We start from the raw sequence: 23,007 nt of genomic DNA on the forward strand, positions 1-23,007 counted from the left end.
TTTATTTCTGGTATGGGCCGAACAGGTAGTCAGGGAACCACAAGGCGATGCCGGGGAACTGGTACATCAGCACCATGGTGAATATCACAATGCCCAGATACGGCATGATGCCCCGGAAAATCTGCATCAGTTCGATCTGTCCCTTTAGCACCCCTTTTAGGTAGTACGCCGACATGGCCATGGGCGGGGTCAGGAACGACGTCTGCAGGTTCAGCGCCACCAACATGGCGAAGAAATAAGGATTGACCCCGAACTGATCGAGCAGAGGCAGGAAGATCGGTACGAAAATAATGACGATTTCCGACCATTCCAGCGGCCAGCCCAGCAGGAAGATGATGGCTTGTGCCATCACCAGGAACTGCCATGGCGCAAGATTGAACGAGGCGACCCATTCAGCAATCACATCGTGACCGCCCAGATAGGAAAACACCGATGCAAAGGTCCACGATCCGACAAACAGCCAGCACACCATGGCCGTCGCCTTGGCGGTGAGGTAAACCGATTGCTTGACCATCGACCAGTTGAGCGCGCCGTAGATCAGCGCCAGCACCAGACCGCCGAGCGAGCCCATGGCGGCGGCTTCAGCCGGGGTCGCCAGGCCACCCAGAATGGAGCCCAGTACAAGCATGATCAAAACGGTCAGCGGGACGAACGATATCAGCAGGTTCATGTATATCTCACGGACCGGCGGGATATCTTCCTGTTTCGGTTTCGGCGCGATGTTCGGGTTGATGGCGACACGGATGATCACGTAAACGATGTAGAATCCGGCCAGCATGAGCCCGGGGAAAACGGCAGCCGCATAAAGCCTGAGTGGCGACAGTTCGGCGATTGCCGCATACACAATCAGCATGATGGACGGCGGGATCAGGATGCCGAGCGTGCCGCCGGCGCAGATGACACCGGAGGCAAACTCCTTGTTGTACTGGGCGTTGGCCATGGCTGGAAACGCCAGCAGGCCCATCAATGTGACAACCGCGCCAACGATACCGGTGGCGGTCGAGAACACCGCACAGGTGACCAGGGCCGCTATGGCCATGGACCCGGGCAGGTTCCGGGCTGCCATCTGCAGCGAGTAGAACAGCTTGTTGATGATATTTGCGCGTTCAACCACATAGCCCATGAACAGGAACAGCGGGATGGCGACGAGGGTGTCGTTTTCCATCACCGAATAGGTGTTCTGGTTCAGCAGATAGAAAATCTGGTTCTGGAAAAAGTCACCGAAAGTGGTGATCGCATCGGCTTTGTAATAGGCGTAATAGCCAAAGCCGACCCCCATGGCTATCAGGGTAAACGCAATCGGAAAGCCCAGCAGCACCAGAACGATGAACAGGGACAGCATGAGGATGGCGACTTCAGGGTTCGTCATTTTCTATTGAACTCCAGCGGCAACAGCGCGAGTTATACCAAAGGGACTAACTATTGACCTTTTTGATGGAGTCAAATCCGACCACTCTGGCAGGCGCTGTGCGCAGCGCGATGTGGTGCATCGAGCAAGCGCGGCAACGCACCAGATGGACGGATTTGGCCCACCGAAGGCCGGTTTTTCGCGTCCGCCGGACGTCGTTATGCTCCACTTGTGGTCAGCCAGACCAAGGCGTGAAGCATGCCTAGCCGACAAACGCGAAAAACCGGTCAAAAGGGTCAATAGTTAGTTCCTTTGGTATAGGGATTGATCAGGATTTGTCGGCAACCGGGTCCGGTGCAGCGAGCAGGTCTTCGGTTTCGCGCACGTCTTCCAGCCGTTCCAGCCAGACGCCTTCGCGCATCGCTTTCCAGCAGCGCAATATCTCGGCAATGCCCTGAATGATCATCAGGAAACCGGCCAGGGGAATGAGCGTCTTGAAGAAGTATATCTGGATGCGGGCAGGGGAGTTCCAGCTGACTTCCAGATAGCGCCAGCTGTCCTTGGCGATTTCCGCGCCAAACCAGAACAGGGCGAGCATGCCGGGGAAGAAGAACACGACATAAAGCACGAAATCCAGCGTCGCCTGGGTCTTGACCGGCAGCAGGCGGTACAAGACATCACCGCGTACATGGGTGTCCTGGGCCAGTGCGTAGGGGCCTGCCATCAGGAACAGGGCGCCGTACATCTGCACCATCATGTCAAACGCCCACACCGTCGGTGCATTCAGCACATAGCGCACGAACACTTCATAGGACACCGAGAAGGTCAGGATCAGGATGCACCAGCCGAAGGCGCGGCCGACCCAAATACTCAGGCTCTCGATGGTGTGGATAATTGATATCACAGGTTCGCCTCCCTACAGCGATACAGGTTCCGGCCAGGCCAGAACCACGCTCATTGCTTTCATTTTTGCATTGTGTCGCAAGATCCGGTGCCCACTGTTCCGGGAAATGCCATACGCAGAATTATGTATTTCGGAGAGCTGTTTACAGGCCCGCCGCAAATCTCAAATCGCCGAAGCTGCCCCCGCATCCCTTTTTCAAGGATGCGGGAACATAGTGTGATCAGCTGAAGTGATGCTTGTATGCCAGCTTGTAGTCAGGCTGGTTCAGGTTCAGATAATTCATCACGTTCTTGGCGTATGCCTTCTGGGACTCAATTACCTTGGCGAAGAACGCATCTTCCTTGGAAATGCGGTCAACCACGATATCCCAGGCTTTCAACTGCTCCGTCATCACCGAATCCGGTGTGCGGTAGACATTGACACCCTGGTCGTCACGCAACTTCACCAGGTCGTCTGCATAACGCTTGGTGTTGTTCCAGTAGAAGTTGGAGTTCTCAGCTTCCGAAGCGTGTTTCAGAATAGCCTTCAGTTCATCCGGCAGGCCTTCGAACATTTTCTTGTTGAAGGTAACCTCGAAGAACTCCTGGCTCTGATGGAAGCTGGCCAGGTGATAGTGCTTGGACACGTCCTGCATGCCGAAGTCACGGTCAGACGTCGGGTTGTTGAACTCGGCCGCATCGATCAGGCCGGACTTCATGGCAGGCTGAATTTCGCCGCCGGGCAACTGCACAACCGACATGCCCATTTCGAGCAGAACGTCGGCGGCCAGGCCAACCGTGCGATATTTCAGACCCTTCATCTGCGAAGCGTCCTTGATTTCTTCCTTGAACCAGCCGAGCGGCTGGGCCGGCATGGCCGAGTTGAAGAACGACACGACGTTCAGGCCAAGCGAGCCCATCAGTTCGTCAAACAGTTCCTGGCCGCCACCATAGTGGACCCAGCCGAGCACTTCCTGGGACGACCAGCCGAAGCACGGGCCGGTGCCGAACAGGGAAGCGGACTTGGACTTGGAGTACCAGTAGGCCGGCACATAGTGGGCAGCATCGAGCACGCCGCGGTGCACCGCGTCCTGCATCTGGCTGGTCTTGACCACCGAGTTCACCGGCAGCAGGTCGATTTTCAGGTCCTTGGCGGCCATCGCGTTGACGCGATTGACGTAGGACTGGGCATTTTCAAGGAAAATACCACCGCCCCAGGCGGCCTGCATCTTGATTACCTTGGGTTCTGCACGCGCAATGCTGGGGGCAGCAAGGCCGGCAACAGTTGCCACACCGGCTCCGGTCAGGAACTTGCGGCGCGACGCGACGGCGGTTTTCGCCTTCGAAATATCAGTCATTATGATCTCCCTAAACGCCCGGTCTAACTCAATCCCACGGGCAGTGGGCTCAGACTAGAAGGTATGCCCCGGCATGCAAGACAAGTTTCCACATTGTGATCAAATTGTCGCCTTGTGGCTGAAAACAGGGCATTTGGACAAATCGCGCGTCGCGATGCCGGCAGCCTTCGGCGTTTCCGGACCGTACCCGCAATGCGTGCAGGGTGACAAAATGCACATCTTAAATCCGCGTTCTGCCGCAAGGTCATCACAACGGCGCACAAGAACAGATCCTCTCTTCAAAGGAATAAAGCCATGACCACGCAACATCACACCAGCTTCACCAGGACCATCGTGGGCTCCGCACGTCGTCTGTTGCGTACCAACAAGCCTCACGGCCTGCTCGCCAGCAGCCACATAGATGCGCGCACCATGCGCGATATCGGGGTGAACCCTGTTGGGTTCGGCTCATAGGTCACGTGTGACTGCGAAGCGGCATCACGTCGGGCAAATGATTGGATACGATGGTAATCCCGTCAGGATGCGAAGCCTTGATGCCCGGACTGAGAAGCTGAGACCACACCCGAAAATACATAGCACCGCTAACGAAGTGCGTGCTTGCCTTTCAGCCATCCCACCAGCGCCAGTCTTCTGCCCCACAGTATCGGATTGGCCCGGTGCCACAAATGAGATGGAAAAAACATCGCGGCACCGCGCGTGCGAGGGGCGGTCCTGTCCTTGTTGCGCGACCAGACATAGAGGCTGCCACCGCCATAATCCGATGACCGGGACAACTGCACGCTGACCGTCAGTTTTCGCTGGCTGAACTTCGGCACGCCTGAATCCATGTGCCTGGCGAAGTGGTTCAGGAACCCGTAGGAGACAAACTGCAGGGTCTCGACGCTGTCCAGCTCAAATTTCCAGACTTCGTCGTTCAGTTCCATGGCCTTGTCGCGCAAGCGGTCATAGATCCACTTGTTATCGGCATCTTGCGGGAAGTGGGTTACCTTGCACAATCGCTGTGTGAGGCGACGGATACGGCCCGCACCAGGCGATGCGGCCGACGATGCTGGTACACGTTGTGCGAGGGAAACTATGCGGTCACATTCTTCATCGCTGAACAGCTGCACAGCCTGGGCGTTGGAATGACTGGATTGCATCGTTGCTGGTTTCCGATCCAATTCAAAAAACAGTCTGTCATGTCTTTAAAGAGGTTAGTGGTGATCCCGACAGGATTCGAACCTGTGACCCCCAGATTAGGAATCTGGTGCTCTATCCAGCTGAGCTACGGGACCATTGCTGGTGCGCACGCTTTATAGCGCCATTTCAGCGATGTACTCAAACCGGAATTCGCTTCCGGGCAATCGAAAAACAACCCTGCCGGAGGCAGGCCTCGGGCAGGGTCGTGGATATCATTGCAGACTGTCCGGGTTCCGGACCGTCGGGTTGCCTGATTTACGCGGCTTTTTCTTCTGCGCTGGCAGCGGCAGCCTTTTCACCGCGGTGCGATGACTTTTCCAGCACGGCTTCGATCTCGCTGACTGCGCCTGCATCGTCGAGCTTCTTCACGCAGGCGATTTCGCGGGCCATGCGGTCAAGAGCTGATTCATACAGCTGGCGTTCGGAATAAGACTGTTCCGGCTGGCGGTCGGAGCGGTACAGGTCGCGCACAACCTCGGCCACCGAGATCAGGTCGCCGGAATTGATCTTGGCTTCGTATTCCTGGGCGCGGCGCGACCACATGGTGCGCTTGACGCGAGCCTTGCCGGTCAGCACCTTCATGGCGTCTTCGGCCATGTTCTTGTCCGACAGCTTGCGCATGCCGACGCTGTCGCACTTGTTCAGCGGAACCCGCAGGCGCATCTTGTCCTTTTCAAAATCGATGACGAACAGCTCAAGCTTGGCACCGGCAATTTCCTGGTCTTCCAGGGCAACGATCTTGCCTACGCCATGGGCCGGGTACACGACAAACTCGCCGATCTTGTACTTGAGCTTCCGCGATGCTGTCTTTTTTTCTGTGGCCATTTTGTAATTCCCTTATAACTCGCCTGTTCAACGCTTCATTCAGCAACACCTAATTCGCCGCATCCCGCCTGTTGCCGTTAAGCGCCAACCAGGTTGACCTTCCCTGCCGGAAGGCAAAACCACCTTATGCCGGTGGAGGGGTGCGTAGCTGATGGCCAGTGGCTGATGATACGATCAGGAAGTGCAGTTCGGTTATTACCTGCGTTAAGCGACATTGCGCTGATTGTCAGGTCCGGGTGAATTGCTTGCTTTCGTGTCAAAAACTGGATCAGGCGAAAAAAAGTCCGAGCTGTTCAGGCCCGGGTTCTCAAAGTGTTGCTGTGAATTTCATGTCATTAACAAGGTGTATAACACAAATTTACCTATTGTTAAAGCCTCGCAACGCCTTACCGGTGCCGGATTCGCTCGAATGCGGCCAAAGTGTAAAGAAATGGTTAACGCGCAATTACGTTAAAGAGTAAGAATTTCGCGCAGGGCGGTGATATTTCTTTACCAGCAAATGCCGGTCCGGGTGTGACCTAGTCGCCTTCGCCGGGTTCTTCGGAGAAGTACTTTTCGAACTTGCCCTGTTCACCGTCATGCTTTTCGGCATCGTCGGGGGATTCACCCTTCTGGGTAATGTTCGGCCAGATGTCGGCGAACTTGGTGTTCAGCTCCAGCCATTTTTCAAGGCCGGGCTCGGTGTCCGGCTTGATCGCTTCGGCCGGACACTCCGGTTCGCACACACCGCAGTCAATGCATTCGTCCGGGTGGATGACGAGCATGTTGTCGCCTTCGTAAAAGCAGTCCACCGGACATACTTCAACACAGTCCATGTACTTGCACTTGATGCAGTTCTCAATGACGATATAGGTCATATGCGGGCTCTCAAACTCTCAACTGTTGCCTTGGTCGCGGGGTTGCCGGTGAACTTGCATTTTCTTGGCGGATCGTCAAGCGTACTTGTAGGTATGTCAGGCATCGGGTGAGCGAGTGGCTGAGCCGGAAGTGTCGGGATTTATCTCGCAATACAGCAATCGGGCTTCAGGGGCGGGGCCCCGGCGTACACCGATGGCGAGGACTTCGACCACTTTAATGTGATCGCGGTTCATGAAACTCACCACATCGCCTGGTGAAACCGTTTGGGACGGCTTGGTGATCTTGGTGCGGTTTACCCGCACCTTGCCTTTGACAACCAGGCGCTGAGCCAGTGCCCTGGTCTTGACGAAGCGGGCAAACCACAGCCACCGATCAACCCGTTGAACTGCTCTGCCGGCGTCATCTGCCATGCTACTTCTTGGTCAAGCCCTGTTTCAGCTGACCCAGGACCGCAAACGGGCTGTTCGGATCCATGGGTTTTTCGCGGCGTTTTGCCGGCGGGCGCTGTCCTGAGGGTTTCTTGCCGGCGCCTGCCTTCTTGTGCCGGTTGCGATCAGGCTTGCCGGCATTGGCCTTTGCACCCTTTGAGCGATTGCCCGCCTGTTGTTTTTGATGGCGGAACGGGCCTGTGTCCTTGGGCCACCAGACCTCGATCATTTCAGGTTCCGCCGGTTCGGCGTCCTGTGCTGCTGCGGTTTCAGGTGCGGCAACTCCGGTCGTTGCGGCGTCATCGGAAGACCCTGGTGCAGGAACATCGGCAGGTTCGGTTTCCGCTGGTACTTCGGGTACCGTCTCGGCTGGTGGGGCCTGGACCGGTGCAGCCTCGGCTGTCGCGGTATCTCCAGGTGCTTCGGTCACGGCAGTTTCTGCAGGTGCTTCGGATGCCGCTTCAGCCGGTGCTTCGGTTGCAGTGTCGGCGGCCGTTTCTGCTTCGGGCTTGGGCTTTTCCGGGGCCTTTCGCTTTTGAGCGGAAAACCCTAGTGATTTCAGGATCGACGAAAACTCGTCACCCGAACACCCGACAAGGGACATCATGTCCGGCACAACGGTAAAGCCGCCGCCGTCGACCGATCCGTCGGGGCGCTCTTCGCCTTCGCGTTGCGCGCGCCAGAACACGCGGGTGCGGATCATGTCACCGAGCCGCTCCAGCATGTCGACGCGCACGGCGCGCTCGCCGCAGACACGAAATCCGACAACCTGGTAAAACCCGCGCGGTGTGGTCTTGTCGAACGGCACCGATGTGAGGCCCTGCTGCGGCATGGCATCAGGCAGCGCGGATGCATCCAGTCCGCGCTTGTCGGCATCATGCAAGGCCCACAACAGCAGTCGCAGCGAGGTTGGCGCAGGTTTCAGGATGGTTGGAATGAAAATATGAAATGCACCGAACCGCACGCCATGCTTGCGCAGGACGCCGCGTTCATCCTGGCCAAGCGACTTGACCTCTTCGGCGACCTGATCCCTGGGCAGGACGCCAAGCGTCTCGATGATCTGGAAGGCAATGCCGCGGGCGATGCCGGTGATGTCTTCAGCTTCACTGAGTGAAACCAGCGGTGCCAGCAGGCCGGCAATATGGCGCGAGACAAATTTCGACAGGCGCATCTGAACCGCCTCGCGGTCGGGTGCCGTCACCTGTTCGTCAGCCAGGGTCTCGACGCGCGGCTTCAACAGGTTCTCGCTGCCGGTAAGCCGGCCGACGGCATGGGACTTCCAGATGATGTTGCCGGCTGCATCAAGGCTGAAATCCGGATCCGGCGCAGCGACCACGGATTGCGCCCGCCCGACCAGGGTCTCGCTGACGGTTTGCAGAGCAGCGGAGATCAGCACCTTGGAGTGCTCGCCGTCCGATGGTTCAGCAATGAAACGCAGGCCTTCAATGCGGCCCGCATATTCGCCTTCCACAAGGACGGCACCTTCCTGATCGACACTCGACATCAATTCTTCCCTTTCACGCAGCCGTTTCATCAGCACGCTGGTGCGCCGGTCGATGAACCGCTGGGTCAGCCTTTCATGCAAGGCATCCGATAATCTGTCTTCCATTGCCCGTGTCTGTTCCTGCCAGTGGCCGGGGTCGTCCAGCCAGTCCTGCCGGTTGGCAACGAAGGTCCAGGTTCGCACATGGGCAATGCGATTTGATAAGGTATCTATATCGCCATTGGTATTGTCGCAATACGCCAACTGCCGGGCAAACCATTGTGTGTCTATGCGCCCGGTGTCGGCGACGTACCTGAAAATGGTGGCGACAAGGTTGGCATGCTCGCTGCCGGTGATGTTGCGGTAGTCCGGCAACTGGCAGGTTTCCCACAACAGTTCGACGCTTGCGCGGCCTGATGCGCGGTCAATCACATCCAGATCGCGCGCGACCAGCGTCAGGGTCTCAATGTCCGCGCCGGGTCTTGTACGGGTCAATCCTTCGCGATTGGGCAGGGCGTTCAGCGAGCCGAGCAACCGGTCCACCGATCCGAAATTCAGGTTGCGGTTGCGCCACTGCAGGACACGCAGCGGCTCAAAGCGGTGATCTTCGAGCTGTTCGATGGTTTCTGCGTCAATACTGCCGGCATCGGCGGTCAGGCCGAACGTGCCATCGTTCATGTAGCGCCCGGCGCGCCCGGCGATCTGGCCCATCTCAGCCGCAGTGAGGTTGCGGAACTGAAACCCGTCAAACTTGCGTGTTGCGGCAAAGGCGACATGGTCTATGTCCATGTTGAGCCCCATACCGATGGCATCGGTAGCCACGATATGATCCACGTCACCGGACTGGTACAATTCAACCTGTGCATTGCGGGTGCGCGGACTGAGCGCGCCCAGCACCACCGCCGCGCCACCCCTTTGCCGCCGGATCAGTTCTGCGACGGCGTACACCATGCCGGCAGAAAACCCGACGATTGCGGTGCGCTTGGGCAGGCGCGTGATTTTTTTCTGGCCGGCGAAGCTGAGCTTTGAAAACCTGGGGCGGGACACATAGTTCACGCCCTTGAGCAACCGCTCGAGCATCGGTTTGATGGTTGCAGCACCCAGCAGCAGGGTTTCGTTGAGCCCGCGCGCGTGCAGCAGCCTGTCGGTAAACACGTGGCCGCGCTCGCTGTCGGCGGCGAGCTGGATTTCGTCGATGGCCATGAACGACACCGGGATATCGTTGGGCATGGCTTCAACAGTGCAGACCCAGTAACGCGGTGCCGGCGGTATCAGTTTTTCCTCGCCGGTGACCAGTGCAACCGACATCTGGCCCGCGCTGGCAACGATGCGATCATAAACCTCCCGCGCCAGCAGGCGCAGCGGCAGGCCGATCATGCCGCTGGGATGACCAAGCATCCGCTCGACGGCATGATGGGTTTTGCCAGTATTGGTTGGCCCTAGAAGGGCCGTTACGTTTCTGCGGGCATCCATGGAGGTTCTGCTGAGGGTCCGGTAAAGGTGAGCAAGGAATAGGGTATCATGTCATCCATTGCGTGTATCTGGTCCAAAACATCGCTGTTTGCAGGTGCCGGGAAAGTCTGCCCGGATGTACGGACGGGCAAGCCGGCATCGGATTCAAACAGGAACATGTCATGACCGAATCATGAATCACATCAGATTCATGTTGTGTTCACCCCCTATATATGGCGTTCCGGGTGATCATCGGGCACAAGTGAGACCAATTGTCGGCGTCTACCTTTTGGCCAGGGATTTTGAATTGAGCGGCCTGCCGGACAGAGTTGCCCTATTGGCGTAAGCCACAAAGTCCTTCCCCTTGAGCTTGCCTGTCACGGCGACGAGCACGTTCATGTCGCGGCCCAGCGCCTTCGACCTGACCGGGGCGAACCAGACCCTGAACACGGGCGGATTTTTTCGATACTTCGCTTCGGTTCTGGCTGACAGGCCTGCAAGGGTGGAATAGGTCATGCTGCAGACAATGGCCGGGCCGCGATAAACACCGCCATCCTTCTTGCCGAATGTATCGTCCTTGATTTTCTGCAAGGCAAGCTTGAACACTTCCTTGCCGTTGTAGATGCGATAACTGGCATCGCAGGGGTTCTTGGCGGGTGTTACAGCTATATCCATGATGGATGCCAGCGTGTCACGGGCGCCGGCGGCGGATGCCGTCTGGATTTTTGCCTCGGTGTCGCCATTCACGGCCGGTTTGCGCTTGGTGGAGACAGGTTGCAAGCCATCGAAGCTGACTGCGTATCTGCCCTTTCTGCCTTTTTCGGTCACGTTCATGGTGAAGCTGTCCGAGCGGGCGCCCTTGCGGGTGAGAGCTCCTGATGACACCATGTCCATCTTTAGATCGATAAACAGCGAGGCCAGGCCCTTGGGGCGCAGTTTCGCGGACGCGTTGAATGAATTCTGGTTGATATCAGCCGTATAGTTCAGTGCAAAGGCCCTGACCCCGCGGGTATAGAGATCATAGCGGACCTTGAGCGTGTCCGCTGCTGACGCAGCACCGGGCGATGCGGTGAAGGCCACGGTGAATGTGGTTGCTGCGACCGCTGCCGCTGCGATCGTGTTCATGACGGCTGTTTTCATGGTGCGTGTTGTACCCCGATTTTTGTCGCTCGTGCCAGTCTGACCTGTTTTTGCATGATCGTGCCTGAACGGTTGCTGAATGAACGCAGTAACTGCTGAGGCCCTAGGGCCTGTTTGTGCCGTGAATATGGTATGGCTTGGCCAGTTCACAAGGTATTGAAGCGGATTGCCTGTTCTGTTTGATCTTAAATCCCGGGTCCATGTGGGCTAGTGCGGCAAAACCGGGCTTGACGGCTGATGCATGCTTGCCTATAGACACGCGATGAATTTGATCCGGCCCGCTGGCGCCGGACTTTGTGTTTATGGACCCTGTAGGGGCCTGCGCCAAGTCCACTTTGAATCCAGGCCCGTACGGCAACCGGAAATACTGAACAAACTGGAGTATTTAACATGGCCCGTCGTTGTGAGTTGACCGGCAAGGGTGTTCTGGCAGGTAACAATGTCAGCCATGCCAACAACAAGTCCCGCCGCCGCTTTCTGCCCAATCTGTGCCAGGTGCACCTGATGAGCGAGAGCCTTGGTCGCGATTTCGCATTCAAGGTGTCAGCTGCCGCATTGCGCTCTGTCGAGCATCGCGGCGGTCTTGATGCCTACCTGCTCAAGGCCCGTGACACGGAGTTGTCGCTGTCGGCCAGGCGGGTAAAGCGTCAGGTTGAAAAGAAACTGGCCAGCGCTGCTGCCTGAAGCGGCATCCGGCGCCTGACGCTTTCAACCTGGTACAAGGTTCCGGCCGCTCCTTAAGGGGGCGGCCTTTTTGTTGGTGGGTTTCGGAAATGACTGAAAAAACCGGAAACAATGGGCCGTTGCGCCATTCCCCCAGCGCCAGCCGCGACGGGGAGCCTGCCATCCATCCATCGGCTTCGCTGCGCGATTGCAAGGTCGGGCGCTTCTGCGAAGTCAAGGAGCGCGTCCTCATGCGCTCGTCCACGCTGGGTGACTACAGTTACGTCGAGCGCCATTCAGAACTGATCTACACGCAGACAGGCAGGTTCTGCGCCATTGCCGCCGACGTGCGTCTCAATGCGCTCAACCATCCGATTGACAGGGTGAGCCAGCACAAGTTCACCTATCGCGCGAACGAGTATTTTGTCGGCAAGAAACTGGACCATGCGTTTCGTGAACAGCGCCTGGATGAAGGCCGGGTTGTGCTGGGCCACGATGTCTGGGTCGGACATGGCGCCATCGTGTTGCCGGCGGTATCGATCGGCACAGGTGCCGTCATCGGTGCCGGCGCGGTTGTGACACACGATGTCGAGCCTTATGCCATTGTCGCCGGTACGCCGGCGCGATTTGTGCGTTGGCGCTTCGACCCTGACATCGCACAGCGGCTGCTGAAGCTGGCGTGGTGGAACTGGAGCCATGACCAGCTGGCAGATGCGGTGGATGACATGGCACGGCTCGACGTCGCGGCGTTCCTGGACAAACATGATGGTGGCATCGAGATCTGAATATCTCCTGACAGGTAGTTGTCAGTAGGAATGTGGCACTGTTGGTGTGTTCAACAACAAGGGTCCGGTCATGGCTACAGGCAGCAAACTAACGGGAAGTTTCATCAAGTTCATAGAACGCCAACCCTTGTTCTTCGTGGCCACGGCAGCGCCTGACGGGCGTGTCAATGTTTCACCGAAAGGCCTCGACAGCCTGCGCGTATTAGGCCCCAACCGCATTGTCTGGATGAGCCTGTCGGGCAGCGGCAATGAAACCGCAGCGCATCTTCGTGAAGCAAACCGCATGACCTTGATGTTCTGCGCGTTTGAAGGCAATGCACTGATCCTGAGGACCTATGGAACGGCGCAGACCCTGCATCCGCGTGATGCCGGCTGGAATGACCTTGCCGGGCTGTTTCCGGAGATGGCCGGCAGCCGCCAGATCTTCGACATGAGCATTGATCTCGTCCAGACGTCGTGTGGCACAGGGGTTCCGGTCATGACCTATCAGGACCAGCGCGGGCCGGAAGAATTGCTGCCGTTTTATCAGGAGATGGGACCGGATGGCGTGGAACGCTACTGGGCCAGAAAGAACGCGGTCAGCATTGACGGAAAAAATACCGGTACCGTTGTGGCCGAACCGGAATGAAATGTGCATGCAGCGGCCAGAGGTGCGCGCGGGCGGGCCGCGTCAGTTCAGGCGAAACTGAAACATCACGGTGGATTGCACCGACTTGTTGAAATTGTCGTCTGAAATCACCGTAATGATCGTCCCACGCTCGTCCTCGTGGGCGGCAACGCCTTCCATATTGTCAATCTGGTAAGAGGTCAGTTTGCCGGAGAACAGGAGCTGGCCCGGCCCGGTATTGCGTTTCTGCAGGTCTTGTACCGAGAACCGGCGCAATGCCATGCCGACCAGGACCGGTGCCTTGAAACTGCGTTCAACGGTGATGATCTCCTTGCCACCGGGCAGGATGGCAAGGCCGGTAACCAGGTAGTCTTCATGGCGCGGGATATGAAACTCCCTGGTCTTGCCCTTGCGCCAGAGCCAGCCGCGAAGGCTGTCGTCCTTGGCATGATTGCGTTCCGATACCGCCACCAGCCAGCCTTTCAGCGGTCCCTGTGTAAATCGTCCCAGCGCTTCGAGTTCACCATTGTTCTGTCCCTGGGAGAGGGCTTTCGGGGTTCTTACCCGACTGGCCTTTGCCTTGAAACCGTGCCTGGAGATATTGAACAGCTCGACCCGTTCGCGCCGTTCATAGCCGACAATCATCTTGCCCTTCAGGCCTTTGGAACTCCAGGCGGCAACGGCCTCGGCGTCCGAGCGTGACTTGCGCCCGTCGATCCTGCCCTTGCGGTTCAAGATCGGGGCAAGGCGGGTATCCGCAACGCCCTTCAGGCGGCCTTCTTCGTAGACCAGGCGGCCGGTGAGCCAGTGTCCGCGATCACTGACGCTGACAAAGCGTTTCCCGTTGCGCGATATTTCAAGCCCGGAAAAACCGCCGAAATTCTCGTTGTCGCTGGTCAGGGTCAGTCCACCCAGGAACGTCAGGCCCTCAGGCAGGCCGCCATTGCCAAACCGCCCGAAACCTCTGGGGGACGTGCTGACCGAAATGCCGGTTTTGTCGGCAGCGGCCTGTTGGACCGGCAGCAGCAAAGCCACAGACAAGCAACATCCGATTACCCATCCGCAGCTCTTCATCGCCTTCTCTTTCAAACAGTTCAACCGGCTTTGCGCAACCTGCCACCGCCCCTGCTGGTCGGAGGCGGCGCCACGGCGCGCTCTTCAAACAGTTCAGCCAGTTTCTCAGTCATGGCGCCGCCCAGTTCCTCGGCATCAACAATGGTGACGGCGCGCTGGTAATAGCGGGTCACGTCATGACCGATGCCAATGGCGATCAGTTCAACCGGCGAGCGGTTTTCAATGTCGGCGATCACCTGGCGCAGGTGCTTTTCGAGATAATTGCCGGAATTGACTGACAGGGTTGAATCGTCCACCGGCGCGCCGTCGGAGATCACCATCATGATGCGGCGCTGTTCAGGGCGCGCCAGCAGCCTGTTATGGGCCCAGATCAGCGCTTCACCGTCGATGTTTTCCTTCAACAGCCCTTCGCGCATCATCAGGCCCAGATTGCGCCGGGCACGGCGCCATGGCTGATCGGCGGACTTGTAGATGATGTGGCGCAGGTCATTGAGCCTGCCCGGCATGGCGGGCTTGCCGTCTGCCAGCCATTTCTCGCGGGCCTGTCCGCCCTTCCAGGCGCGGGTTGTAAACCCGAGAATTTCCACCTTGACCCCGCACCGTTCCAGGGTGCGCGCCAGAATATCCGCACAGGTGGCAGCGACCGTGATCGGCCTGCCGCGCATGGAGCCGGAATTGTCCAGCAACAGTGTCACGACCGTGTCGCGGAACTGGGTGTCCTGTTCGACCTTGAACGACAGCGCGCTCATCGGATCGATGACCACCCGGTACAGCCTTGCTGCGTCCAGGATACCCTCTTCGAGATCAAAGTCCCAGGAACGGTTCTGCTGCGCCATCAAGCGGCGCTGCATCCGGTTTGCGAGCCTGGCCACGACGCCCTGAAGGCTGGCCAGCTGCTTGTCCAGATAGTTGCGCAGCCGGGTCAGTTCTTCCGGGTCACACAGCTCATCTGCTTCCACCGTCTCGTCAAACTGGTTGGTGTAGACCTGATAAAACTTGTCGTTCGACATGGAGGCAAACGGCAGTTCCGGCCGCCAGGGCTGGTCGCCGTCGGGCTCTTCTTCGCCCTGCATGTCGTCCATGTCTTCGGAACCGTCCATTTCCATGGCGTCTTCCATGGTTTCGTCCTGGTCGGCTTCACCTTGTTCCATGTCTTCGGAGGCGGAAGTTTCAGCATCTTCCTGCCCGGTTTCAGTCTGTTCCTGTTCGCCCTCGGCATCGTCGTCGGTGTCGTCGTCATTGTCTTCGGCATCGTCGGGGTCGTCGCCGAGCTCATCAGACATTTCCAGGCGCGCCAGCAGGTCGCGGGACAGGCGCGAGAAAGCTATCTGGTCATGGATGCAGTCATCCAGGCTGTCCAGTTTCTCACTGGCCTTTTCTTCAATCCAGGGACGCCACAAATCAACCAGCTTTTTTGCCGAGTCCGGCGGAGCTTCCCCGGTCAGGCGCTCACGCACCATCAGGGCAAGGGCATCTTCCAGTGGCGCGTCTTCGCGCTTGTGCAGGGGACCTGTGACCTTTTCGTCAAAGCGCTTGTCCAGCATGGCGTTCAGGTTGGTCGCCATGCCGGGCATGGCACGCGCGCCGAGTGCTTCGACGCGGGCCTGTTCAATTGCCTCATAGACAGTGCGCGCCTGCTGGCCCTGCGGCAGATAGCGTGAATGAACGCTGGTCGAATGATTGGCGAGCCGCATTGCCATGGCGTCGGACAAACCACGCGTAACCGCCAGGTCAGACGCGGTTGCATCGCGTGTGACCTGCGGCAACCGGGCGCGCTTGTCGGTGATGCCGGGATGTTCGGCACCAAACGAGCAGGTCAGTTCCGGCTCCTGTGCAATCGTCTTCATGGCGAGCGTCAGTGCGCGCTTGAAGTTCTCTGCCGGTGCGTCACGATCATTTGCCATTGGTTTGTTTACGTCCGCCGGTTCAGCTCACGGCCAGGGCAGCAGACGATTCCGGTAATTCCTCGCCGAAGCAGCGCTGGTAGAATTCAGCCACCAGAGCACGCTCCAGTTCGTCGCATTTGTTCAGGAAGGTCATCCGGAACGCCATGCCGACATCATTGAAGATGGTTGCGTTTTCAGCCCATGTAATAACCGTGCGTGGGCTCATGACGGTTGAAAGATCGCCCACCATGAAGGCGTTTCTGGTCAGGTCCGCCAGACGCACCATGTTTGATATCACCTTCTTGCCGGCAGCATCATCGAACTGCTTGTTCTTGGACAGAACAATGCCGCACTCCTGCTCATGGCTGAGATAGTTCAACTGCACGATGATCGACCACCGGTCCATCTGGGCCTGGTTGATCTGCTGGGTCCCGTGATAAAGGCCGGTTGTATCTCCAAGGCCGACGGTATTGGCGGTTGCAAACAGTCTGAATGCCGGGTGCGGCTTCAGCACGCGTGCCTGGTCAAGCAGTGTCAGGCGGCCGGAACTTTCCAGCACGCGCTGGATAACGAACATGACATCAGGACGCCCGGCATCATACTCGTCAAACACCAGCGCGACATTGTTCTGGTAGGCCCATGGCAAAATGCCCTCGCGAAACTCGGTAATCTGCTTGCCGTCCTTGATGACAATGGCATCCTTGCCGACGAGGTCGATACGCGAAATATGGCTGTCGAGGTTAATACGCACCAGCGGCCAGTTCAGCCGGGCGGCGACCTGTTCGATGTGCGTTGACTTACCGGTGCCGTGGAAACCTGACACCATGACCCGGCGATTGTGGGCGAACCCGGCCAGGATGGCCAGCGTGGTTTCCGGGTTGAACAGGTAATCCTTATCGATTTCCGGCACGTATTCATTGCTCTTTGAATAGGCTGGAACTGTCAGATCCGTGTCTATGTCGAAGACCTTCCGCACCGGAATAGTCTTGTCAGGCATGCCTGGTGCTTCGATCTTTGTATTTGCGTTCATTGGAAACCGGTCTCCGGGAAATCAATACCCGGTCTTCGCACATGGAAAACCGGGGCTCAAGGGTCATATACAAAGAGGTTTTAGTCCGACTAATGCGGGCCTAGCAAGGGGCAGCTTTGCTGCAATTCAGCACACACCTGCATCGCGGAGATAATTATAGGCGGTGATGATGTCGCGAAGCCTGTCTTCGGTCTCGCGGCTGCCGCCATTTGCGTCCGGGTGGAAGCGCTTTACCAGCAGTTTGTACTGGGCCTTGATTTCGTCCGCGGTGACACCGGGGTCGAGCCCAAGTGTGTCGAGTGCCTTGCGTTCGGCATTGCCGACCCGGCGCCTGGATGTTGCCGCCCTCTGGGTGCCGACAGCCTCCTCGAAAATCGAATGCGGATCATTGACGTCGCTGTCATGGCGGTAACCACTGCGCTTGCTTTTTCCCGAACCGGGCTTTGTTGCGCGCGCACGCTTGTTCTCTGCCCATGAGCTGTCGCCCAGTTTCCAGGTCGGGCGATGGCCGGTTTGCGATGCCTTGATCCAGGCGCCGATATCATTGTCCGCCATGCCGTCGAAATAATTGTAGGACTTGTTATAGGCCTTCACATGGTTGACGCAGAAGCGGAAGTACTCGCCTTCCGCATTGCGGCCCTTGGGTGCCCGGTGATTGCCCACAGCTTCACAGTCCGGCCATTCGCAGGTGAATGTCTCAGGTTCCGCCTTGCCGCCCTTTTTGATGCGGATGCCGTCGAAGTATTTCGAATTCAGTTTCATCTGTCGCCTGGTTTTTGTCGTGCGTGAAGAGTGAAGGCCGCCTTGGCAGCGCAGCACTATAACCCAATATGGTGGACATTTGGAATCTAAGGGTCAGGACAAACTAATTTTATCCATTCTGCGGGAGGATATTTTGCTTCTGACAAGGCGAAAGGTCGCAGGAAACCATACGGTTTTCAAGACTTTTCAACGCCGTGAGAGGCAAAATAGACCCCGCCCTTCGGGTTTGAAAGAAAACACTCGCCTGAAGTCAAAAAATGCTCGAAAAGGCAAAAAGCCTTGTCTTGCGCTTTTTCACCATCATTCGAATGTTTTCTTTCAAACAGAATCGCATAAAATTAGTGTGTCCTGATCCTTGTTAGCTCATAAATTACGAACAAGTCATCAATGTGGACCTGCGCTTCGCGTTTTGCGCAGGAAAAAGGAAATATATGTCATGCAACTCGGTCAGGTCGGACAGACAATCACGGAAAAGCTTTCCCAGGCGCTGGTGCCGCAGGCGCTGGAGGTGATCGACGAATCACATCTTCATGCCGGCCACTCAGGTGCCCGGCCGGAAGGAGAAACCCATTTCAGGGTCAAGATTCAGGCTGACGCGTTTGCCGGCAAGTCGCTGATCCAACGCCACCGCATGGTCAATGAAGTTCTGGCAGAAGAGTTGAACGGACCGGTCCATGCCCTGGCGATTTCCGCCAGCGCTCCGCCGGCCTGACCACTTTTAGCCGGTGTTGTTCAGCGGCGTTATGCGCAATCGGGTGATCTGGTTGCGCTTCTTGCCGGCGACTTCAAAGCGGAAGCCGTGAAACGTGAAGGCCTGACCCTTTTCGGGGATCATCTGGGCTTCATGGATGACAAGGCCGGCGATAGTGTTGGCTTCCTCATCGGGCAGTTCCCAGTCATTGGTGCGGTTCAGGTCACGAATTTGCAGTGACCCGTTGACCACCATGGAGCCGGACGCTTCGCGTGAAATATCCGCGCTGATGACGTCATGCTCATCGGCGATCTCGCCGACAATCTCTTCCAGGATGTCTTCCAGGGTGACCAGGCCCATCACCTCGCCATATTCGTCCACGACCAGTGCAAAATGCGACTTGCGGCGCAGGAATGCCGACAGCTGGTAGTTTACCGTCGTCGTGTCCGGCACAAACCAGGCATTCGAGCAGATTGCCTTGATGTCCAGTTTTGATGCATCGCCCTGGCTTGCCTGCAAGGCCGACAATACGTCCTTGGCATGCAGCACGCCGATGATGTTGTCCGAGTTTTCCTGCCATACAGGTGCGCGGGAAAAGCCGGATTTGAGCAATTCGGATATGATTTCGTCGTTTGGCATGTCGACATCGATGGAAAACATCTTGGTCCGGTGAACCATCAGGTCCGACAGTTCCAGTTCTGACAGATCCAGGACACCGCCGAGCATGTCGCGGTCGTTCTTGACCACGGCACCTTCCTTGTGGTGCAGGTCAATGGCGCCGCGGATCTCTTCTTGCGGAGACAGGATGTTGCCGGCGTTGGCCAGGTCCACACCGGCCAGTGACAATACGTATTTGACGATGACCTCGACGCCGATCACCACCGGGCCGAAAATCCTGACAAACAGGGATATGACCGAGCTGACGGCGAGAGAAAACCGCTCCGGATAGACGATTGCATAGGTCTTGGGCAGCACCTCTCCGAACACCAGGACCAGTGCCGTCATCACCAGGGTCGCCCAGATTACCCCGCTTTCGCCGAACAGCGTCAAGAACACCGATGTTGCCAGTGCCGAGGCCAGGATGTTGACCAGGTTATTGCCAAGCAGAATGCCGCCAATCAGGCGTTCAGGCTGCTCTTTCAGGTTCAGTACCGTGCGCGCGCGCCGGTCGCCGCGCTTCTCCAGTTCGTAGAGCCTGGGTCGCGAGGACGTTGTCAGCGCTGTTTCGGATCCGGAAAAAAAGGCAGACAGAAGAACCAGCCCGAAGGCCGCGCCGGCCATAATGCCGAGTGCAAGCGTCATTTCAGTTTTAATTCGGCCTCAAGAAATTTGACCAGGCCGTCCTCTTCTATGGTTCTGTCGATGTAGGCATTGCCGACATCTTTTACCAGAATAAAGTTAATGCGACCTGCCTCTGCCTTCTTGTCCTGGCGCATGATGTTCACCAGTTCACCCGCGCCGGGAAGATGGGCATGGATTCCTGACACATCTGTCGGCAAGCCAACCGACTTGAGGTGTTTTTCCATTCGTGCCGCGGCGCCCTGCTTGCAGATGCCGAGTTGCTCGGAAAACCGGAACGCCTGCGCCATGCCGATTGCCACGCCTTCTCCGTGCAGAAGCTTGTCTGAATACCCGGTAGCGCTTTCCAGCGCATGACCGAATGTGTGGCCCAGGTTCAGCAATGCACGATCGCCGGCTTCACGTTCATCACGCGCCACAATGGCTGCCTTTGCCTGGCAGGATGTTCGGATGGCGCGGATGCGGGCTTGCGGGTCACCGGCAAAAACCCGAGCGGCATTGTCCTCCAGCCAGCCGAAGAATTCCGCATCGCCGAGCAGGCCGTACTTGGCGACTTCAGCGTAACCGGCGGCCAGTTCGCGCGCGGGCAGGGTGTTCAGGACATTGATATCCGCCAGTACGGCGACAGGCTGGTGAAAAGCGCCGACAAGGTTTTTGCCATGGCTGGAGTTGATGCCGGTCTTGCCGCCGACGGAACTGTCGACCTGGGCCAGCAGCGAGGTCGGTATCTGGATGAAGCCGATACCGCGGCGGACGATGGCGGCGGCAAAGCCTGCAAGATCTCCGATGACGCCGCCACCAAAGGCAATTATGTGATCGTTGCGCTCGATGCCGGCCGCGATGATATCATCACACACCTGTGCAAGCCGGGCGTAACTCTTGGTCTGCTCGCCTGCCGGAACAATGATGGAAGTGTATCTGATGCCGGCCTGATCGAGGCTGTCGGTCAATGCTTTCAGATGATGGCGTGCGACGTTCTCGTCTGTCACAATCGCTGTCACCGGGCGGGCCAGCAGCGGGGCGATCGTGCGTCCGGCATGGGCGAGAAGCCCGTCGGAAATCGTAATGTCATAGCTGCGCTCACCCAGAGCGACACTGACTTCGGCCCTGGTTGTGTCAACCGGTGCTGGGGTGGTCTGGTTCATGCGCCTGCCGTTTCTTCCTGGCGCAGGTGATCGGCCAGGGTTTCAATGCAGGCAACAACAATCTGGTCGTGGGGCACGTCCCTGCTTTCTACCGTGATGTTGGACCGGCCATAGACGGGATAGCGCTCGGCGATCAGTTTGCGCATGACCGCTTCAGGGTCATCGGTTTGCAGCAATGGCCTGTTCGATCTTTTGCGCACCCGTTTCATCAACAGGTCGAAATCCGCCTTGAGCCACACGGAAATTCCCCTGTCGGCAATTGTCGTACGGGTTTCTTCACTCATATAGGCACCGCCTCCGGTGGCCAGCACCCGGGGCTGCTCATTCAACAGGCGCTCAATGACCCTGCGCTCGCCGTCGCGGAAATACTGCTCACCGTGCTCCTCGAAAATTTCCGGAACGGTCTTGCCGGCCGCTTTCTCGATTTCAGTGTCGGCGTCGGCGAACGGCAATTTCAGCTTTTTCGCCAGGCGCCTGCCTATGGTGGTCTTACCGGCGCCCATCAATCCGATCAGCACAATGCTGCGACCGTTGAGTTGCGATAAGATGGAGGTGATGTTTCCGTTGGACTTGCTGGTTTCGTTCACTGGTGTTTGAACCCAATTCAGATATTGAGCTTGCGTGGCGCTCTGTTTTTCCTGTTTTAGGAGAAAATGACAGTTGATGCCATAGAACATGCGCGATTTCGGATTAGTGTTGGGGAGATGGCTGCCCGGACGGGCCCCGGCACCTGTTCGTCCGGATCAGAGGATGCTGCCGGCCAGATCATGCAGAGCCGTTGCGACAGCAATCCAGCAGCGCGCAAACACTTTGCGATTTAAGCGGGATTGTTGCACATTGCAGATCGCAAAGAGCAAATCAAAACCATCTGTTTGAGGAACATATTAGCCGCTATGCCCGACAGTCTTCGCTTTCTGTTAATCGTACTGTGCTTGGCTGGTGCCGGGTATGGCGCAGTCTGGGGTCTGGCAAATTTTCCGCCCGAACAGCAAGAAGTGGTGAAGCAGCTTTCCAATGGTGTCTTCGAGAACTGACACGGATAACGGTCCAGGCTCAAATGCAACTGTCAGCAGTGACCGCACAGTTGCGTTGTTTCTGGAGATGATGAGCGCCGAACGCGGCGCATCCCGAAACACCCTTTCAGCCTATGCCCGTGACCTTGAACACTATACCGGTTTCCTGAAAAGGCGCGGCTGTGCGCTGGATGCCGCCGGCAGCGGTGAAGTCCGGGCATGGCTGGGCGAACTGCAGGCAGAAGGCCTGGCCAAGTCCACCATTGCCCGCAGGCTGTCCGCAGCCCGCCAATTGCACAAGTTTGCCTACGCCGAAGGCATTGTGGACGACGATCCGGCAGGCGGCATTGCTGCGCCGCGCAAGGCGCGAACCCTGCCGAAGACCATGAGTGTGCGACAGGCAGAGAAATTGCTGGTGGCAGCGCGCGAGCAGGCAATAAAAGCGCGCGGCAAGACACACCTGAAAGCACTGCGCATGGTGTGCCTCATGGAGGTTCTGTACGCAACTGGATTGCGGGTGTCGGAACTGGTCAGCCTGACGGTGGGCGTGGTTTCGGCAGATGACAGGTTTATCACGGTGCGCGGCAAGGGCGGACGCGAACGGCTGGTTCCGCTTTCACCTGCTGCACGCGCGGCTATCAGTGCTTATCTGGATGCGGTGAAACAGGCAGCGGACGTCGTACACCTTGCGCCGACGCAATACCTGTTTGCCTCAAGCGGCAAGCAGAGACACCTGACGCGCCAGCATTTCGCGCTGATGCTGAAGCACCTGGCGGGGCTTGCCGGCCTCGATGCAGACACCGTGTCACCTCACGTTGTACGGCATGCATTCGCCAGCCATCTGTTGCAGGGCGGTGCTGATCTGAGGTCGGTTCAGCAGATGCTGGGTCACGCGGATATTTCAACAACCCAGATCTATACACATGTCATGCCGGAAAAATTGCGCGAGGCGGTTGAAAGTCATCACCCGCTCAACCGGTAAGTTGCGCTTTGCACACAACAATTAGCAGGTTGACATCCAATCGGCGTAACGCCAGTTTGCAGCCTATATCCAATCGGGCTCAGGCGAGGGCAGGCACTGCGATTCCAGCAGTTGTCC

At 57.7% G+C, this 23,007-nt stretch carries 22 protein-coding genes and 1 tRNA gene; 6 read left to right on the forward strand and 17 right to left on the reverse strand.

Going from position 1 to position 23,007, the window contains the following annotated elements; all coding sequences use genetic code 11:
• Position 1: 1 nt before the first annotated feature.
• The 3 genes from DHN55_RS07330 to DHN55_RS07340 all read right to left on the reverse strand — a co-directional run bounded on the left by DHN55_RS07330 (position 2) and on the right by DHN55_RS07340 (position 3,588).
• Positions 2-1,369, reverse strand: a complete 1,368-nt coding sequence (locus DHN55_RS07330; protein WP_108880664.1) for a TRAP transporter large permease subunit — start codon at positions 1,367-1,369, stop codon at positions 2-4.
• A gap of 307 nt (positions 1,370-1,676) precedes the next feature.
• Positions 1,677-2,252 (reverse strand): TRAP transporter small permease subunit, encoded by a 576-nt coding sequence (locus tag DHN55_RS07335; RefSeq protein WP_108880665.1) that lies wholly within the window; start codon positions 2,250-2,252, stop codon positions 1,677-1,679.
• Between the two features lie 220 nt (positions 2,253-2,472).
• Positions 2,473-3,588: a twin-arginine translocation signal domain-containing protein gene (locus tag DHN55_RS07340; RefSeq protein ID WP_108880666.1), complete on the reverse strand. Its 1,116-nt coding sequence runs from the start codon at positions 3,586-3,588 to the stop codon at positions 2,473-2,475.
• Between the two features lie 294 nt (positions 3,589-3,882).
• Here DHN55_RS07340 and DHN55_RS22255 point away from each other — a divergent pair, with 294 nt between their 5' ends.
• Positions 3,883-4,041 carry a hypothetical protein gene (locus tag DHN55_RS22255; RefSeq protein WP_337660020.1) on the forward strand — a complete coding sequence of 53 codons (159 nt, stop codon included), beginning with the start codon at positions 3,883-3,885 and terminating at the stop codon, positions 4,039-4,041.
• 128 nt (positions 4,042-4,169) lie between these two features.
• Here DHN55_RS22255 and DHN55_RS07345 read toward each other — a convergent pair whose 3' ends face one another.
• From DHN55_RS07345 to DHN55_RS07380, 7 genes are all read right to left on the reverse strand, one after another.
• Positions 4,170-4,727 (reverse strand): 2OG-Fe(II) oxygenase, encoded by a 558-nt coding sequence (locus DHN55_RS07345; protein WP_108880667.1) that lies wholly within the window; start codon positions 4,725-4,727, stop codon positions 4,170-4,172.
• A gap of 58 nt (positions 4,728-4,785) precedes the next feature.
• Positions 4,786-4,862, reverse strand: a tRNA-Arg gene (locus DHN55_RS07350).
• Positions 4,863-5,022: 160 nt separating this feature from the next.
• Entirely contained in the window at positions 5,023-5,592 is a 570-nt protein-coding gene (locus DHN55_RS07355; RefSeq protein ID WP_108880668.1) for a CarD family transcriptional regulator, read from the reverse strand.
• Between the two features lie 518 nt (positions 5,593-6,110).
• Entirely contained in the window at positions 6,111-6,449 is a 339-nt protein-coding gene (fdxA, locus tag DHN55_RS07360) for a ferredoxin FdxA (RefSeq protein WP_108880669.1), read from the reverse strand.
• A 96-nt stretch (positions 6,450-6,545) separates the two neighbouring features.
• Positions 6,546-6,860 carry a S4 domain-containing protein gene (locus tag DHN55_RS07365; RefSeq protein ID WP_108880670.1) on the reverse strand — a complete coding sequence of 105 codons (315 nt, stop codon included), beginning with the start codon at positions 6,858-6,860 and terminating at the stop codon, positions 6,546-6,548.
• Between the two features lies 1 nt (position 6,861).
• Positions 6,862-9,834, reverse strand: a complete 2,973-nt coding sequence (locus tag DHN55_RS07370) for a helicase-related protein (RefSeq protein ID WP_108880671.1) — start codon at positions 9,832-9,834, stop codon at positions 6,862-6,864.
• Positions 9,835-10,095: 261 nt separating this feature from the next.
• The gene (locus DHN55_RS07380; protein WP_108880673.1) at positions 10,096-10,938 is read right to left on the reverse strand and encodes a DUF3108 domain-containing protein; all 843 of its coding nucleotides are present in this window, start codon (positions 10,936-10,938) and stop codon (positions 10,096-10,098) included.
• A gap of 405 nt (positions 10,939-11,343) precedes the next feature.
• Between DHN55_RS07380 and rpmB the strand changes: the two genes are divergently transcribed.
• From rpmB to DHN55_RS07395, 3 genes are all read left to right on the forward strand, one after another.
• Positions 11,344-11,637, forward strand: coding sequence for a 50S ribosomal protein L28 (gene rpmB, locus DHN55_RS07385; RefSeq protein ID WP_108880674.1), 294 nt, complete (start codon positions 11,344-11,346; stop codon positions 11,635-11,637).
• Positions 11,638-11,726: 89 nt separating this feature from the next.
• Positions 11,727-12,401, forward strand: coding sequence for an antibiotic acetyltransferase (locus DHN55_RS07390; RefSeq protein WP_108880675.1), 675 nt, complete (start codon positions 11,727-11,729; stop codon positions 12,399-12,401).
• Positions 12,402-12,471: 70 nt separating this feature from the next.
• The gene (locus DHN55_RS07395; protein WP_108881767.1) at positions 12,472-13,029 is read left to right on the forward strand and encodes a pyridoxamine 5'-phosphate oxidase family protein; all 558 of its coding nucleotides are present in this window, start codon (positions 12,472-12,474) and stop codon (positions 13,027-13,029) included.
• Positions 13,030-13,071: 42 nt separating this feature from the next.
• On the opposite strand, the gene DHN55_RS07400 is transcribed toward DHN55_RS07395, so the two are convergent.
• The 4 genes from DHN55_RS07400 to DHN55_RS07415 all read right to left on the reverse strand — a co-directional run bounded on the left by DHN55_RS07400 (position 13,072) and on the right by DHN55_RS07415 (position 17,760).
• Positions 13,072-14,043, reverse strand: coding sequence for an esterase-like activity of phytase family protein (locus DHN55_RS07400; RefSeq protein WP_337660244.1), 972 nt, complete (start codon positions 14,041-14,043; stop codon positions 13,072-13,074).
• A 59-nt stretch (positions 14,044-14,102) separates the two neighbouring features.
• Positions 14,103-15,986, reverse strand: coding sequence for a cobaltochelatase subunit CobT (cobT, locus tag DHN55_RS07405; protein WP_108880677.1), 1,884 nt, complete (start codon positions 15,984-15,986; stop codon positions 14,103-14,105).
• A 22-nt stretch (positions 15,987-16,008) separates the two neighbouring features.
• Positions 16,009-16,998, reverse strand: a complete 990-nt coding sequence (gene cobS / locus DHN55_RS07410; RefSeq protein ID WP_337660021.1) for a cobaltochelatase subunit CobS — start codon at positions 16,996-16,998, stop codon at positions 16,009-16,011.
• A gap of 126 nt (positions 16,999-17,124) precedes the next feature.
• A complete protein-coding gene (locus tag DHN55_RS07415) occupies positions 17,125-17,760 on the reverse strand; it encodes a DnaJ domain-containing protein (RefSeq protein ID WP_108880678.1) in 636 nt (211 codons plus the stop codon).
• A 436-nt stretch (positions 17,761-18,196) separates the two neighbouring features.
• On the opposite strand from DHN55_RS07415, the gene DHN55_RS07420 reads away from it, so the two are divergent.
• Positions 18,197-18,472 carry a BolA/IbaG family iron-sulfur metabolism protein gene (locus DHN55_RS07420; protein ID WP_108881769.1) on the forward strand — a complete coding sequence of 92 codons (276 nt, stop codon included), beginning with the start codon at positions 18,197-18,199 and terminating at the stop codon, positions 18,470-18,472.
• A gap of 6 nt (positions 18,473-18,478) precedes the next feature.
• On the opposite strand, the gene DHN55_RS07425 is transcribed toward DHN55_RS07420, so the two are convergent.
• Genes DHN55_RS07425 through DHN55_RS07435 form a run of 3 tightly spaced genes read right to left on the reverse strand, consistent with a single transcriptional unit; the run spans position 18,479 to position 21,482 of the window.
• Positions 18,479-19,753 (reverse strand): CNNM domain-containing protein, encoded by a 1,275-nt coding sequence (locus DHN55_RS07425; RefSeq protein ID WP_108880679.1) that lies wholly within the window; start codon positions 19,751-19,753, stop codon positions 18,479-18,481.
• Positions 19,750-20,895, reverse strand: coding sequence for a 3-dehydroquinate synthase (aroB, locus tag DHN55_RS07430; protein ID WP_108880680.1), 1,146 nt, complete (start codon positions 20,893-20,895; stop codon positions 19,750-19,752). The genes DHN55_RS07425 and aroB overlap by 4 nt, the downstream gene beginning before the upstream one ends.
• On the reverse strand, positions 20,892-21,482 hold the full coding sequence (locus DHN55_RS07435) for a shikimate kinase (protein ID WP_337660022.1): 591 nt from the start codon (positions 21,480-21,482) through the stop codon (positions 20,892-20,894). Before DHN55_RS07435 ends, aroB begins: the two co-directional genes overlap by 4 nt.
• A 427-nt stretch (positions 21,483-21,909) precedes the next feature.
• Between DHN55_RS07435 and DHN55_RS07445 the strand changes: the two genes are divergently transcribed.
• Positions 21,910-22,890, forward strand: coding sequence for a tyrosine recombinase (locus tag DHN55_RS07445; RefSeq protein ID WP_108880683.1), 981 nt, complete (start codon positions 21,910-21,912; stop codon positions 22,888-22,890).
• Positions 22,891-23,007: the final 117 nt, after the last annotated feature.

The sequence above is a fragment of the Anderseniella sp. Alg231-50 genome (assembly GCF_900149695.1).
Lineage (GTDB): Bacteria > Pseudomonadota > Alphaproteobacteria > Rhizobiales > Aestuariivirgaceae > Anderseniella.